Here is a 16,222-nt window from a genome sequence, read left to right as displayed (position 1 = left end):
CTCCTATATTATAGATAACCAAATAAACCTACACAAGTATTAACAAAGGTTAAAAGTAGCACAGCATAAACGATAAAGTTTTGAATTTTTTTATCGTACTCTATATCTTTAATAACCTCTCTCTGCCCAAAAAGATATCTAACAGCAGGAGCTATGAAGAATGGTAAAAAGAGTAATGCATAAAAATGATAGCGTCCTTGTACACCTCCAACGACCAAATCTCCTAGAACAAAGGTTCTATCATCGCCAGACATGGCATATATTACTCCAGCAGTGATAATACCAATTATTCCCAAAATAACAAAATTCATTCTTTTGGGTAAAGTAAAATCAAGGCGATAGCTTATTATAATGATAAGAATCGTGAGTAAAACAATGTTAAAAAATTCAACAGCCTCTGAAGGAAACTGTCTTTGCATAAAGGGCTGAGGTATAGCAAGTGTATTGTAAATATTGGCTGGTATATCTAAGATCGTTCTCAAAAGTAATGTCAAGGTATAGATTGGATGATCAATAAAATAATCCAATCTATGACTCAAAGCAATTGCATTGTCCGATGGTATCGCTCGTTCCTTAACTTCCCTTGCTATACCTAAAAACTTTCGTAATTCTGAAATAATGAGCCATTGTCGAACCCAAAGGAAACTCAAAATTCCACCAATACCTGCAAAAAGGAAGGAGTATAATTTTGTCTTTGCTTTATCAAAATAATCCTTAGGCAAAAATAAGGGAATTGTTACAAGAAGAACCATCGGCGCTTTACATAAAACTAAGGCGACACATGACATAACGTATACTATTATGCTTCGCATCGTAATTAATTTCTCTCTTGCAAAGAAGTTCGTCAATTGCGCTATTATAAGAAGAGAGAGTCCATAAAATAAGGAATCGTAATTATAGCCTGCCGAAATCCAAACAGTATAGGGAATCAAAGAAAATACAAAGAGTGGTAACTTGTATTTTTTACTTATCTTAATTGCAACAAACGCTAAAATAGCATACATAAGCAAATTAAATATCCGTCCCAAATAATAAGAAACAAAGAAGTAGGGGCTTATGAGCCTTCCAAGTGCTATCCCTAACGCACTAGGATAATATACAGGGTTGGCGAATGCAGCTATACCACCAATATTTACCTTTTTGTACTGTACCTCTGTATTTTTTATTTTCATAAATTTTTGGGTATAAAGATTAGTATTTTCAGTACCGCCATCCTCAATTCTACTCGGAAGCTGTGTTTCTGCTAAAAAGGTTGGTGATAATTCTAAATAATTAGATTGAGTAATATTTCTTAAAAATAAGTTGCCATCAGCAATCTGTGAAGCATAGAAAAAGTGAGTATTTTCATCTAAATTCTGGCGGACCGGCATAGACAATGCATTTACAATACCCAAACTCATGATAATTACAAAAGCATTCCATGCTAACTTATTAGAATCTTTTAGCCTACTAAAAGCAAACAAAAAGAGTAGAGCAATTAGGATAATAATAATATATATGCGTGGAACAATCAGCGGTCGATACTGTATTGTGAACTGAATAAAGATTAAAATCCCTAAGCAGACAATAAATTTATATCGGTTTACCCACAGTTCTGTTCCGATACCTTTAATATATTTCATTTATTTTCCTCGTTAATTCATCTTGATGGTTTTCGGCTACACAATTGCTCATAATGATTTTATAAGCATTTTCAGCTATCTCCTGACGTAAAGCTTTATTAATAATAAGCTTCTCTAGTTTATCGAACCATTCGTCTTCATTAGCTAATAAAGCTGTCTCTTCATCAATAAGCATCTCAGCAAAAGAACCTAAATTGCTAGCTATAGTCGGCACTTTAACCAAACCTGCTTCAATCCATTTTATTTCTGACTTTGCTTGGTTAAAAATACTGTCAACTAGAGGTGCTAAGTTAATATCAATTTGACTAATTAAAGCTGGAAGTTCCTTCCAATCAACATAATTGTGAGCAACTAATTGATTCTTGTATACCCTAAATTCTTCTGGTATATCTAAATGTCCTACCAAATGTAATTCCACATTTGAATATTTTTCTAGTATCTCCAGAACAGCTCCTCTTATTAAATCAAAATTTTCATTGTGTGTAATTGAACCTGAAAAATATCCTAGACGAACCCTCCCTTCTTGATGTTCATAATTCTTAATGACTTTTGAACTTAAAGTAACAAGCTGTTTACTCGCTAAATTACGATTCATAAAAACTTCACTTTTGTAGTGTTGGAGTTCCTTTTTTAATTTAGAAGTAGTAGTTATCGCAGCATCACAAATATTTAACATATCACCATAGCTACGAACCCCGGCATCATAATTCATTTTATCTATTTCAGATAATTCTTGCGTATATTGAAGCAAATCAGTATACTTTACATCAATCACTAAATCATCAATGTCGTAATAAACTGGTTTATTATATTTTTTGGCTAAAGTCACTAAATCACTTAACTGTTTTGAATAGCCTGTACGATAAATAATAATATGGCTTGCATGCTCAGCATATCCCATTTGGAATTCTGAAGCATTGACAGTCCAAACATCATGCCCTAATGACCGTAACTGTTCAGCTTTATTTTCTACCCTATAACGTGTGCATTGCGGAATTTTATTTTCTACACCATCAATAATCAAAATATGTTCTTTAACATTCTTATTTCTTAAGTCAGTCATAATTTGATTGATGACAGCTATTGGATAGTCTGTCTCTTGCTCAATATATTCCAATAACTTAGGGACTTCTGTTTTTCTTTCTAGACCTTGCCAAGAAAATTTGTCATCTGTATCATTTGAGAATGCTGTATACTTAACCAAAGGTACGCCATAATTTCTCAGCATTGTTAGTGGGTGGATGTACATCGCACTATCATGATTATTTCCACTTACAGCTCCATGTTTATACCCTAAATTCTCGAAATGTTTAGTAAATACTGTTTCATGTTTACCAATTGCTTTGTTACGAGAATCTGTATCCTCCAACTGTTCCCAATAATCACGAAATGCTTTGGTCGCAAATAGACTTTTTTCAATAACTAAAAAATAAGATTGTAGATGGATAGGAATCCGTCCATATTTGTTATATCCAGTAAAATCATCCTGTGCTTCTCCATAAGATATACCCCAGAAGTCTAAGCGTTTTTTAGCCATTTGGTCAAAAACATCTTGTAAATCTGTCATAGGACCTACATTAGTATCGTTTACTAGGATAAGTTCATCATACTCTTGTAATTCTTTATTTAAAAATTGAATACCATATCTGAAAGCTGCTGTATCATAGCCTTCATTAGGACGACATACAACTTGTCCAAATAGAGATAATTTTTGGATATCATCATTAGTACAGTTCCCATTTACAACAATTAAAGTCCTATCGGAAAGTTTTGATAGAGCCTCTAAGAAAATAATTTTGTATTCTTGAATAATGTCTTGACTTTCATAAATGACGTAAACTAGAGCTCTTTTTGGTGAAGTATAATTATTTACAGCACGTTGTTTATTTCTCCACCCTGTTAAAAATTTTTTCTTAATTAAAGTAAGAGGACGAGCCTTATCTCCAAGCTTATGCTTTATTTTTCGAAAATATGAAGGTAATCTTTTAGGATTTTTAATTAGTTTTAAAAAAGCACTAAGATATTTAGAACACTTGTAAGTTTTAGAATTTTGAATTAAATGAAGATGGTAATTTAAATTTTGAATGTCTTGAAGTTGTATTCGGATATCATCTTCTTGTTTTCGGATAGTTTGTAGTCGTTCTTTAGAAATTTTTTCTAAATTTTGTGCATGATTTTCAAGCTCAGAAAACTTTTCAATTAAAAGTTCATTTTTCGCTAATACTTGATTATCTCCATATTCTTGACGCCAGCCATCTATGAGATTTTCAAATTCAATGATATCATCAATAGCTCTATTCTTTGATCCGCGCCCATCTTCTTTTAAAAAATAATTAATTCGACAATCCTTTGCCAATTGAAATTTCTTTCCTGATAAGGCTAAACGATTAAAAAAGTCCCAATCCTCTGCTACTTTTTCACTCCGAAATTCAAAATCTTCTACTGCTGCTGTTCTCACTAAAGATTCAGATGATACATGTAATTTCTGAAGCTGATATTTGCGGATATCAAACTCTGGAAAATCCGTTTCGTAATCTATATCCCCAGTTTCATCGAATACGTGCCAGTTAGGATACACGATGTCTGCACCACTGGCTAAAGCATGAGAATACATTTTCTCAATATAGCTCGCATCAAAATAATCATCTGCATCAAGAAAAACAAAATACTCACCATGTGTATTTTGCATTCCTTCATTTCTAGTCCTTACAATTCCTAAATTTTCCCGACTGATAAAATTTATATAAAAATTTTCGGGGGCTTCTTGAATTTTCTGCTTGATAATATTTTTAGAACCATCCGTGGAGCCATCATCAATAATAATCAATTCCAAATTTTTATAAGTCTGCTGATAGATACTCTCAATGGCTTTTTCAATATAATTGCCATAATTGTAATTAGTAATAATTACACTTATTAAAGTATTCATTCTAACTCCTTGAGTAAGCCATAGTTTTCTTTGTCTTTGATGTCACGATAGATGAAGTGTAAATCGCTTTCACCTTTCGTGTAAACAACTGGTTCAGTTTCGAAGTCCTCTTCATCTTTATTTTTAGGGTCACGTCTCAATGTTGCTGATATCCTAAAATTAGAGTTGTGAAAGTTTTTCATTGGGATACTGAAAGATTGTTTATTTATACCATTTGTATTGATTGAACCACTATCATATACAATGCCTCCTCGGCCTTCATCAAAGAGAGCATAAGCAAGATATAGGTTTTTCTCTGATTTTATTTCTTCGGAAAATACTTCATATTGTATTTCAAATTTAAACTCCTGCTCAGGCTTGTTTAACACGAGTTTTGAAAGAGGATTAATTTTTATCGATGCGGCACTTACTTTTGCTTCTTCAGCAGTTTTACCTACATTTACTTCAAGGTTATCTTCAGAATAACGTGTGGCAATATCTTCAATTTCATTTGTCCCTTCAAGGATGCCGTTTTTAATATAAATCCCTTTATTACAATAACGTTGGACTGCACTCATATCATGAGTAACCAGGATAACTGTCTTTGATCGATCTTTTTTGATTTCCTCAAAAAATTCATTACATTTTCTCTGAAATGCTTCATCCCCTACTGCTAAAACTTCATCTAAAACGAGAACATCGCCTCGTGCTTTAATTGCTACAGAAAATGCTAGACGTACCTGCATCCCAGAAGAATAATTTTTCAGCTTCTGATTCATAAAATCTTGCAACTCTGCAAACTCAACGATTTCTTGATACATATCATCAATTTCGCTTGTTGAAAAACCTAACATAGCACCGTTCATATAAACATTCTCTTTACCTGTCAGTTCTGGATTGAAACCAACTCCTAATTCTATAAATGAGACCAGTTTACCGTTTACAGTGACCTTTCCTTTTTCTGGTGCATAAATCTGAGAAATAATTTTTAAGAGTGTTGATTTTCCTGAGCCATTTCTTCCGACAACCCCAAAGAAATCTCCTTTTTTAACCTCAAAAGAAATATCTTTGAGGACATGTTGTTCAGTATAACCTTTAATCCCTTTCATTCGATTAACAAGAAGAGTACGCAAACTATTTGTGGACTCCGTTGGTAGCCGGAAATATTTTCCTACATTTTCTATTTTTACTGCAATATCATCATTCATTTTAAATAATCTCCGCAAATCTCTTAGAATTTTTATTGAAAATAAGTAATCCTAGACCAAAAATAAATAGTGGAATAAGATATGGGATAATAACGATTGGGCTAGGAATTAGTTGCCATATCGCCGGGTTTGTATTATCACTAAATGCTAATATAAAACGCATATCTTGAATAATCTGCGCCATAGGGTTCATCATCATCCATTTAGCAATTTCCATGTGAGTGGCTGAAATTTGAGTAATGGGATAAATAATTGGTGTACCATAAAACCCTGCTTGCATAATTACTTCCCAGATTGGTCCTAAATCTCTAAAATACACAAAAAGTGTGGATAGGATGAACGCAATACCCGTAGTAAATAACACCAATTCAATGAGTAAGAAAGGAATAAATATCACCGTCCAACTAAAAGTTACACCATTGAAAATTCCAAAAATTATCACAACGATTAAAGAAAGTATTAAATTAATAAAAGCATTTGATACGACTGAAAAAATAATAACTTGCTTTGAAAAATTTACTTTACGCAACAAATCCCCTCGATTTACCATCGAAAGCATTCCAAGCCCAGTTGCTTCACCAAAAAAGTTCCAAATCGTAATTCCCAAGAGTAGTGCGATAGAAAAATGAGGAATTGCGGTTCCAAAACGTAAAAAACGTACAAAGACCAAATACATGACCAAAAACAGAAGCATCGGTTTCAAAATTGACCACAAATAGCCAATGACACTTCCCTGATATCTTAATTTAAAATCGGTTTTAATTAATTCTTTGAGTAGAATTTGGTTTCTACGGTTAAAGAAATTCATAGAGTCCTCCAAGAATTTGCTTCTGCAAATTTTTATTTGATTTACTTACTGTTTCTACGTAAGAAAGCCTTATAGGCAAATTTTGTAATAATCAAGCTTCGAAATATTTTTGTATGCCACGATTTATTTTTACGTAAATCGTATTTTTTCAGCCAAGCACGTCGCGTGGAATAATTTTGATCCAAAATACTCACATAATTTTGAATAAGCTCCTCGTCCTCTTCCAAAAGCGATACATTAGATAATAAATTTTGTGCTTGGCTTTGGCTCGCAGTAATAAGCCACCAGTATTTTCTAAACCAGAGATGCGGGCGTATCCATTTCTGGATTCTTTTCTTGATAGTACGGGCACCTAAAACATTATCATCATGCTGACGGTAAAGCATCGTAGGCTGATCAATATAAATCAACCCTTCTTGTGAAGCGGCAACTAAAGCCAGATACCAATCATGCATGATAATACCGGAAGTACTATTCCACAAATCAATCAGTGCTTTGTTAGCCATCATCGTACATCCCGTGACTGTGTTCTCTGTCAACTCTTGGACTAACTTAGTGTTAGCGTGCCCCGATTGGCTTTTGATCATTGAATTACTAATTACTTGCAATTTTTTATCTACAATTTTTAAATCTGTGTAATACAGTTTCGCCCTATCATTATCATACTTCTTGGTTTCATTTAGTACAATTTTCACTTTTTCCGGCAACCAATAATCATCTTGATCACAGAAAAAATAGTAATCTGCCTGATTATATTTAGCAAGTTCATAGAAAGATTCAATCACACCTTTATTTTCAGCCCGAATCAGCTGAATCCGTTGGTCAAGTTGCGCATATGAAGCAACGATATCACACGTTTTATCTTTTGAACCATCATCTCGCACTAACAAATTCCATTCGGTAAAGCTTTGCTTCTGAATACTTTCTATTTGTTGTCCGACATACTTTTCACCATTGTACGTCGACATTAAAATATTAACTTTCAACAAAAAGCTCCTCATACTGGGTACATATCATGTCCCACATATATCTTTCTTGTATCCTACTTCTTGATTTGTTTTGTAGGTCATTTCTTTCTATATCGCTCAAATTTTCAATTTGATTTATTTTTTGAGTTAATTCATCTTTATTGAAGTAGAGCACCGCATCCCCTGCTGTTTCACGATTAAAATTAACATCTAAAACGAGGTTAACCGAAGTTGACCACATCGCTTCAAGAAGCCCTGGGTTAGTCCCTCCTACTTCATGGCCATGCAAGTATGCAAGTGCATGTTCTCGTATATATCTTAATTCATCCTGATCATAAACCGTTCCAACAAACTTTATTCGCCTATCTTGGTCAAATTGTGTTTTTTGAAGAAGTATATCATAAAAAGTATTACCTTCATAGTTGGTGATAATGACCAAATCATTTTCTGTATTTGATGCCATAAAGCTGCGAATCAGTGTCTCATAATTATTTTCAGGGACAAAACGTCCTACAATTAAATAGTAATCTTCAACGCCAAATTCTTCTAAAGTTGTAGAAAAATCCAAACTGGATATCTCTGTTTCAGTACCGTAAGCAATCACCTCACTCTTGACCTGACCATATTCTGCACGTAAATAATCAAGAATACCTTGATTATCACTAATAATCATATCCGCACTACGGACCATTTTTTTCTCCGCATGCTTAAGATAGCGGCGCACAGGTTTCGGCCACTTGGTACGTTTCCACTCAAGCCCATCTGGATTGACAAGCAGCTTTCCGCCGACCTTGTGAATTTTATGAGCATAGTGACCAATAATGCCACCTATCGTATTTCCTAATATATAGAAGACTGGTTCAATAATTTGTTCCTCTTTAATTTGCTTCAAGGCTGCATTAATTGCCAGAGCATCATATGCAATTACACGCGCTGGTCCAATGTTTGGCACATTAATAACAAAGCAATCAGCCCCTCGATAATCAAAATGACCATCCACAACTTCTATATCTGAATTCTCGCTTTGACAAGCCACATGATATTTAATATTTTGATTACTTTGGTGTTTAACCAACTCTTCTACAAAAGTCTCAAACCCTCCATACTTTGCTGGCAATCCACGACTACCAATAATAAAAATGTGTTTTTTCATGTTTTTCTACGTTTGCAAGCGCAAACTTTTAACCTCTCAAAGCGAGAATTCTGCCTTAATGACAGAATTTCGCTGTTTTTTATCATCTCCAAAACTTGTCGATGCCATATTTATTTTGCTGTTTCGCCTTTGACTTTATCTTTATTTTCTCTTAAGTCACCAATAGTCAGCAATTGTGCAAGAGCTTCTTGCCATGTTGGAATATTAAATCCTGTAGCTTTCGCTTTAGTAAGACTCATCGTTGAGTTAAATGGTCGTTTCGCGGCAGATGGGAAATTACTTGAATCTACAGGTTTTACAACTGTATCTGTATCTTTCAAAATTTCTTTAGCAAAATCAAACCATGTTACATCTTCTCCAGGTGCAGCATCGTTTGTTAGGTGATAATAACCTGCTTCTGCTTGTTGATCAACCAAGTAGACCATAAACTCTGCTAATGTACGGGTCCAAGTAGGACGACCGTGTTGATCATTAACAACGGTGATTTCTGGAAAACGAGTGGCGAGATTTTGCATTGTAAAAACAAAATTTGGTCCGTAGCTACCAAATACCCATGCTGTACGAATCGTATAAAATTTCACACCAGATGCTTCAACTGCTTGCTCCCCGAGTAATTTTGTACGTCCATATTCTGAAACAGGGCCTTTTGGCGCATCAACTTCCCATTCTTGACCAACAGGTAAATCACCATTGAAAACATAGTCCGTTGAAATATAAACAAGTGTTGCTCCAACACGAGCAGCTGCCTCAGCTACATGACGTGTGCCATCAACATTAATTTTTTCGTTAAGAGCTTTACCTTCATCTTCTGCTTTATCTACAGCAGTGTAGGCAGCGCAGTGATAAACCAATTCTGGTTTATTTTTGTCAAAGAAAGCATCAACAGCAGTTTTGTCCGTAATATCAAGTTCATTAACATCTGCTGCAAAGTATTTTACATCCCGTTCATCAAGAAGATGGCGTAACTCAGTACCAAGTTGGCCATTTCCACCAGTAATTAAAATCATATTTATTCCTTTATCTTAGAGAACTTTTTGGCTTTCAGCATATTTTGCTTCAACAGCAGCTTTTTCTGCCTTCCACCAGTCTTGATTTTCAGTATACCAATCAATTGTTGCCTTCAAGCCTGACTCAAAGTCTGTGTGTTTAGGCTCCCAGCCAAGTTCTGTACGAAGTTTTGTATTGTCGATAGCATAGCGCAAATCATGGCCAGCACGATCAGTTACACGATCATAAGCGTCAGGTGTTTGTCCCATCTCCGTTAAGATTTCTTCTAAAACTTCTTTATTATTTTTTTCGCCATCGGCTCCGATAAGATAAGTTTCACCCATACGGCCTTTGGTCAAAATTGTCCAAACGCCAGAAGAATGGTCTTCTGTATGGATCCAGTCACGCACATTTTTACCATCGCCATAAAGTTTTGGTTTAATCCCTGATAAAATGTTTGTAATTTGACGTGGGATAAATTTTTCGATGTGTTGGTAAGGTCCATAGTTATTTGAACAGTTTGAAATTGTCGCTTTCAAGCCAAATGAACGTACCCAAGCACGGACAATTAAGTCCGATGCTGCTTTAGTCGAAGAGTAAGGACTTGATGGATTGTAAGGTGTTTTATCAGTGAATTTCTCACCTTCGCCTTCGCCATGTCCTGGTAAATCTTCGCGGTAAGGCAAATCACCATAAACTTCATCTGTCGATACATGATGGAAGCGTAAATCATATTTTCGTGCCGCTTGAATCAACGTATATGTCCCAATAAAGTTCGTTTGGATAAACTCATCTTGTGATTTAAGTGAGTTGTCGTTGTGGCTTTCTGCCGCATAGTGCACAATCGCATCTGCCTTGGAAGCAACCTGATCCACAATCTCTGGATCTGCAATATCACCAACGACAAGCTCTACACGATCTCCAAGAATCATGTCAATATTGGCACGATTTCCCGCATACGTTAATTTATCTAAAACGGTAATATGTACATCTGGATGATTATTATAAACGTAGTGTACGAAATTTGAACCGATGAATCCAGCACCACCAGTGACTACGATATTTTTAAATTCAGTCATTGTTTTTCCTCTAGTATATTTTTTATTGCAAGCGATAGTCTTGTTTGAATTTCTGCGCTGACACAATTTTTAAATATTTGCCATTAAACACCAGAAATTCATCTTGAGCAGCGTTAATCTTGATCAAACCACCAGTATTAACAATACGTAATGTTTTATCATTTAACCAAGAAAATCCACCTGAAGCAAAGGCCTTCTTTACCCACACAGGTTGTTCATTTTCCTTATTCACTTGCCAAAACTCTAGTATTCTTTTACTTTGTAGATGTTTGGCCTTCATTTTAGCCGAGTAAATCTGCGGTTAGGGGTTTTACATCTGCAAGCAGTGGGTGATTTTTGTCTGCTTCACTCACTTCAGCATGTGCAAGATCTTCCCACTCAATACCTAAAGTTGGATCTGCATAATTGACGAAAGCGTATTTTGGTTTAAGTTCCAAAGCCCAATAGTCATTTACTAAGTAAGAGTAAGAAACAGTATCACTTAAAACTTGGAAACCATTGGCAACGCCACGTGGTACAAAAATACCCTTGCTGGCATCAATCACTGTTTGGTAAACATGACCAAAGCTCTCGCCTTCACGAAGATCTACCCATGAGCCCAAAACACGTCCACCATCTGCTACAGAAATATATTTGTCCCATGGTTCAGCGTGTAAACCGCGCAAAACATTTTTACGTGAGAAAGAAACGTTATTTTGTAATTTTCCTTCTGCGAAGAATTTTTCTGGGAAACCGAGTGGAAGCATCTTTTCTTTTTGAAAGTTTTCTTTAAACCAGCCGCGATTATCACCATGAACCGGAATATCAAATTCTAACATACCTGGAATAGCTTCAATTTTGCGTGCTGCAAGTTCTTTTCCAAAAAAGTTATCCGTCATTTATTTATCACCTACCAATTTAAGTAAATATTTACCGTATGCGTTTTTCTTAAGCGGTTGTGCAAGTTCACGTACGGCTTCTTCAGAAATATAGCCCATACGCCATGCAATTTCTTCAAGGTTAGCAACCATAACGTTTTGCATACGTTGAACTGTTTCAATATATTGCGCTGCCTCGAGCAAGCTTTCATGTGTTCCTGTATCGAGCCATGCAAAGCCACGTCCCATAAGTTCGACAGAGAGATCACCACGTTCAAGATAGGCCTTATTCACATCTGTGATTTCCAACTCTCCACGTGGTGAAGGTTTGATGTTTTTAGCAATCTCTACAACATCATTATCGTAGAAATAAAGCCCTGTTACTGCGTAGTCAGATTTTGGTACCTCAGGTTTTTCTTCAATTGAAACAGCGTTCATGTCTTCGTCAAACTCAACAACACCAAAACGCTCTGGGTCTGGCACTTGGTAACCGAACACAGTTGCGCCTTTTTCTTTGGCTGCAGCAGTTTGAAGTAACTTAGACATCCCTGGGCCATGATAAATGTTATCACCCAAGATAAGAGCAACTGAATCATCACCAATAAAGTCTTCGCCGATGATGAAAGCTTGAGCCAAACCATCTGGACTTGGTTGAACAGCATACTGCAAATTTAGTCCGAATTCAGAACCATCTTGCAAGAGTTCTTGGAAACGCGGTGTATCTTCTGGTGTTGAGATGATCAAAATATCTTTAATCCCAGCTAACATCAGTGTAGATAACGGATAATAAATCATTGGTTTATCATAGACGGGCATCAATTGTTTACTTGCTGCACGAGTCAGTGGATACAAACGCGTTCCTGATCCACCTGCTAAAATAATCCCTTTCATGAGGTACCTCACTTTATTTCTTCTATTTTATTATAGTTAATCAGCATAATTATAGCATATTTTTACTTTTATTTCATTCTAATTCTGCCTGAGGTAGGAGCAAAAAGGACTAGAAGCAACGCTCTAGCACCTTTTGTTTAGTATGTTTCAATTATAATTTTTTAAACATGAATAAGGCTCCCTTTGTCAGTAAATATTGTGCAAGAGGTGCAACAATCAGAAATGGGATAAGTAATGTAAAGTGAAGCGGACTCGGCCATGCTAAATTAAGAAAATCCGTACCCACAATTAAAGCTACAAAAAACGAAAGCTGTGTGATTGTGAAAATCCATAAGCGGTAGCGCTTAATAGGCCAAAATATCTTGCGCTGCATCAAAACGTAGTTCCATGCAGAAAAGAGAACCGTCATCATCGCAAGTTCAGGATGTGAAATACCGAAGACTCCGCCTATTGTAACGATAAGTATTGCGCCAACAGCAATACTAAAACCCACAGGAAACGCACGCTCAAACAGCGTCCGCAAAAAACGACCTTCAACTTTTGAAAAGTCTGACTCAAAACTCAAGAAAAAAGAGGGAATCCCGACAAAAAACGCGGTCAAAACAGTAAGCTGGATTGGCTCAAAAGGATAGACACTCCCCGCAAATAAAGTCAACACAGTTAAAGCTATCGAAAACATCATCCGCACCATTAATAAAGAGCCTGTACGTGTTAAGTTATTAATTACGCGTCGCCCCTCATTAACAATATAAGGCATCGCCGAGAAGTTATTATCCATCAAAATAAGATTGGCGGTTTGTTTCGCCGCTTCACTACCTTCGCGCATGGCAATCGAACAATCAGCTTCCTTAAAGGCCATAATATCATTGACACCATCTCCAGTCATCGCTACTGTGTGCCCCTGCTTCTTCAGGATTTGCACCATCATTTTTTTCTGTTGTGGGGAGACACGACCAAAAATTTGAAAATTTTCTACTGCAAACTCCAGTTCTGCCTCTGTTTTTAGTTGACTGGCATCAACATACTGCTCGGCATCCGGTAAGGAAACAGCCTTCGCAATTGCCGATACTGTTACAGGATCATCTCCTGAGATGATTTTACAACGTACACCCTGCTTTTTAAAATAGGCCAGAGTCTGTTTAGCATCGTCACGCAAAACATCAGAAATAACAATGAGCGCTTCTGCAGTTAGGGCTTCAGGAAGTCGGTCTCTATCAAGTGCTTGTTTTGAGCAGGCCAAGACTAACACACGATAACCCTTTTCTGCATACTTTTGTGCGTGCTGTTCTAACACGGCATTTCCCTTTGGAAACAAAAACTGCCAAGCACCTAAATAAAAGGTCCCTTCTGTAAACTCAACTGCGCTGTATTTCCTCTCAGAAGAAAATGGCAACACTTGAGAAACATTGTAATCCTTTAATGAAGCAAAATACTTCCTTAAGGCTTGTGCAGTGACGTTTTGATCTGGGAGGTTTTCTAGAAGATTCCCCATGACATGGACAATGTGTGGCTCAGAATGTTCAGTCAGACTCTCAATCTTTTCCACTTTCATTTCACCCGTCGTAATGGTCCCTGTCTTATCCAAGCACAGCACATCCACTCGTGCAAGCGCATCAATCGTATGCAGCTCTTGAACCAAAACTTTTTGCTTCACTAAGTTGATAACTCCCAACGTTAAAGCCATACTGGTCAATAAAATCAACCCCTGTGGGAACATACCCTCTAGGGCAGCAACCGTTCCTAGAACGGCTTGTTTGTGGCCCGTATCAATGACATAAAACAACTTGAGGTAAAGCAAAATTCCCAAGGGTATCATAATGAAACTTACGATACGTACAACTTTTGCTAAACTGTCACGCAACATTCGTTTCTGTTTCTTTATTTTTTGAGCTTCATGGGCTAATTGATGAATATAATTGTCTTTTCCTACATGAACAACCCGTGCAACAGCTGTCCCGCTTGTGACAAAACTACCCGAAAAAAGTTCTGCATCTGCTTTTTTAGTCAGCGCGTCAGCCTCTCCGGTAAGCAAAGCTTCATTTACTTCCACTTGCCCTTCAATGATTTGGCAGTCACATGGAATTTGATCTCCAAGTCCCAGAAGAATAATGTCATCAAGCACAAGCTCTTCTTGTTTTAATTCAATCTGTTTCCCTTGACGAAAAGTCTTGACCTTACTTGTATTCAATAAAGAGAGCTTGTCGAGCAAGCGACGTGCTTTAATTTCCTGATATAAACCAATTCCTGCATTCACTGCAACAACAATAATGAAAAGCGCATTTCGATGCGAGCCCACTGAAAGCACTAAAATAAAAAGGAAAATATTGATTAAGTTAAAAAAAGTCAGCAAATTACTCGCAAAAATTTGGCCATATGTTTTACTGCTCTCATTCTTTGCGATATTGACCTGACCTGATTTTAAACGATTTTCAACTTCTTTTTGTGACAAACCTTCATATTTAAATGACATAAGCTCTCTCCTAACTCTTATTCTATCCTAACATTATTAGAGAAGCAAATACCTTACATTTTCGAAATAAAACCCCGTCACAATGAGGACGGGGTTAATTAGTTTACTTTGTTTGACGTGCCATCGAAGACTGCACATTGAATTTACGTTGAATAAGAAAGCGAATCCCCATCACGGCTGCCCCGAGAATAATTGTAATGTACGGAGCAAGTACAATATTGATGGATTTTGGTAAGAGAGCGACCAAGACAGAAACGCCTGCCCATGCCACCATCGCAACAGCTAACATCGCAAAACCTTTGCCTTTTTTCTGTGGGCGTTGTGCACTGTAAAAATATTTATACATCCAGTACATCACCAAACCAGCGAGAGCGGAAGAAGCCAGCGTTGTCAATAGACCGTAAACACTTGCTTGTGGCTGGAAGAGACCCATCAGTCCCATAACCACTGAAATCACACCAAAGAAAAGTAAAGCACTATCTAGCCACATCAAGAAGGGTGATTCATTTTTCGCTGTTTCCTGACGTTTTACCTTATCTTCCTCAGGTTTATACTGTGTCGCAAATTCCATTGGTGCCCCCAATAATTTGCGGGCCAGAATACCTTCCTTTTGTCCTTCGATGATTTTCGGCAAGATTTCAGCGAGTATTTTTTTGATTTCCTCGTCTGATTTTCCTAAAAGCATCAATTGCTTTGTTACGTTATGTACATATTCGCTATTTTTGGCAGTGAGTTGCTCGATTAGATTTTCCATATCTCCTATTATATAAAAATTTTGGTGAAATTTGGAAATAAAACTTGATTTTTTTAATAAAAAAATGTTATACTAATTTGGTATGTTATTTTGAGGGTTTCTGTAAGAATTGTGTTTCAGATCTGAATTTTTAGAGATGCTCTTTAAAAAAAGCATAAAATTTTTAAGGAGGAACCAAACCATGTCAAAAGAATGTTATTTTACTGGTCGTAAGACTGTATCAAGTAATAACCGTTCACACGCTATGAACCAAACTAAACGTGTAGTTAAACCTAATCTTCAAAAAGTTCAAATTCTTGAAAACGGTGAACTCAAAACTGTATGGGCTTCAGCTAAAGCATTGAAAAAATTGCCTGCAGGCGTTGAGCGTGTATAATTGGATAAAATAAAGAAAGCTAGTGAATCTTATTTACTGGTCTTTTTTATTTTCTTCTCTTTCTCCAACACTTTAAAAACCAAAGGTCATAATTAACGGTTGATCTTTGGTTTTTTCATCTTCTAAAACTCTTTCGACTTA

The 16,222-nt window shown here is 36.3% G+C and carries 14 protein-coding genes; 1 reads left to right on the top strand and 13 read right to left on the bottom strand.

The window, feature by feature from the left end; genetic code table 11:
• Window positions 1–8: 8 nt before the first annotated feature.
• The 13 genes from J0J33_RS02950 to J0J33_RS02890 form a co-directional block, all read right to left on the bottom strand.
• Complete coding sequence (locus J0J33_RS02950) at window positions 9–1,622, bottom strand: DUF2142 domain-containing protein (protein WP_173816909.1); 1,614 nt, start codon at window positions 1,620–1,622, stop codon at window positions 9–11.
• Window positions 1,609–4,551, bottom strand: a complete 2,943-nt coding sequence (locus J0J33_RS02945; protein ID WP_173816911.1) for a rhamnan synthesis F family protein — start codon at window positions 4,549–4,551, stop codon at window positions 1,609–1,611. Before J0J33_RS02945 ends, J0J33_RS02950 begins: the two co-directional genes overlap by 14 nt.
• A complete protein-coding gene (locus J0J33_RS02940) occupies window positions 4,548–5,738 on the bottom strand; it encodes an ABC transporter ATP-binding protein (RefSeq protein WP_173816914.1) in 1,191 nt (396 codons plus the stop codon). Before J0J33_RS02940 ends, J0J33_RS02945 begins: the two co-directional genes overlap by 4 nt.
• A 1-nt stretch (window position 5,739) precedes the next feature.
• A complete protein-coding gene (locus tag J0J33_RS02935) occupies window positions 5,740–6,546 on the bottom strand; it encodes an ABC transporter permease (protein WP_173816917.1) in 807 nt (268 codons plus the stop codon).
• A 41-nt stretch (window positions 6,547–6,587) separates the two neighbouring features.
• Complete coding sequence (locus tag J0J33_RS02930) at window positions 6,588–7,532, bottom strand: glycosyltransferase family 2 protein (protein WP_242526936.1); 945 nt, start codon at window positions 7,530–7,532, stop codon at window positions 6,588–6,590.
• On the bottom strand, window positions 7,522–8,667 hold the full coding sequence (cps2T, locus tag J0J33_RS02925) for a beta 1-4 rhamnosyltransferase Cps2T (RefSeq protein ID WP_173816919.1): 1,146 nt from the start codon (window positions 8,665–8,667) through the stop codon (window positions 7,522–7,524). Before cps2T ends, J0J33_RS02930 begins: the two co-directional genes overlap by 11 nt.
• 110 nt (window positions 8,668–8,777) lie before the next feature.
• Window positions 8,778–9,674 carry a dTDP-4-dehydrorhamnose reductase gene (rfbD, locus tag J0J33_RS02920; RefSeq protein ID WP_165719175.1) on the bottom strand — a complete coding sequence of 299 codons (897 nt, stop codon included), beginning with the start codon at window positions 9,672–9,674 and terminating at the stop codon, window positions 8,778–8,780.
• Between the two features lie 15 nt (window positions 9,675–9,689).
• Window positions 9,690–10,733 carry a dTDP-glucose 4,6-dehydratase gene (gene rfbB, locus J0J33_RS02915; RefSeq protein WP_173816921.1) on the bottom strand — a complete coding sequence of 348 codons (1,044 nt, stop codon included), beginning with the start codon at window positions 10,731–10,733 and terminating at the stop codon, window positions 9,690–9,692.
• 22 nt (window positions 10,734–10,755) lie between these two features.
• Complete coding sequence (locus tag J0J33_RS02910) at window positions 10,756–11,013, bottom strand: hypothetical protein (protein ID WP_019336021.1); 258 nt, start codon at window positions 11,011–11,013, stop codon at window positions 10,756–10,758.
• Window position 11,014: 1 nt separating this feature from the next.
• Window positions 11,015–11,611, bottom strand: coding sequence for a dTDP-4-dehydrorhamnose 3,5-epimerase family protein (locus J0J33_RS02905; RefSeq protein WP_019292677.1), 597 nt, complete (start codon window positions 11,609–11,611; stop codon window positions 11,015–11,017).
• On the bottom strand, window positions 11,612–12,481 hold the full coding sequence (gene rfbA, locus J0J33_RS02900; RefSeq protein WP_019292678.1) for a glucose-1-phosphate thymidylyltransferase RfbA: 870 nt from the start codon (window positions 12,479–12,481) through the stop codon (window positions 11,612–11,614).
• 151 nt (window positions 12,482–12,632) lie between these two features.
• Complete coding sequence (locus tag J0J33_RS02895; RefSeq protein ID WP_173816924.1) at window positions 12,633–14,951, bottom strand: HAD-IC family P-type ATPase; 2,319 nt, start codon at window positions 14,949–14,951, stop codon at window positions 12,633–12,635.
• A 103-nt stretch (window positions 14,952–15,054) separates the two neighbouring features.
• Complete coding sequence (locus J0J33_RS02890) at window positions 15,055–15,705, bottom strand: DUF1129 domain-containing protein (RefSeq protein WP_173816927.1); 651 nt, start codon at window positions 15,703–15,705, stop codon at window positions 15,055–15,057.
• 181 nt (window positions 15,706–15,886) lie between these two features.
• On the opposite strand from J0J33_RS02890, the gene rpmB reads away from it, so the two are divergent.
• Complete coding sequence (rpmB, locus tag J0J33_RS02885; protein ID WP_003133678.1) at window positions 15,887–16,081, top strand: 50S ribosomal protein L28; 195 nt, start codon at window positions 15,887–15,889, stop codon at window positions 16,079–16,081.
• The last annotated feature ends 141 nt before the right edge of the window (window positions 16,082–16,222 follow it).

The organism is Lactococcus sp. LG1267 (genome assembly GCF_017309545.1).
Taxonomy (GTDB): domain Bacteria; phylum Bacillota; class Bacilli; order Lactobacillales; family Streptococcaceae; genus Lactococcus; species Lactococcus petauri.
This window is presented reverse-complemented; position numbering and strand designations above follow the sequence as displayed.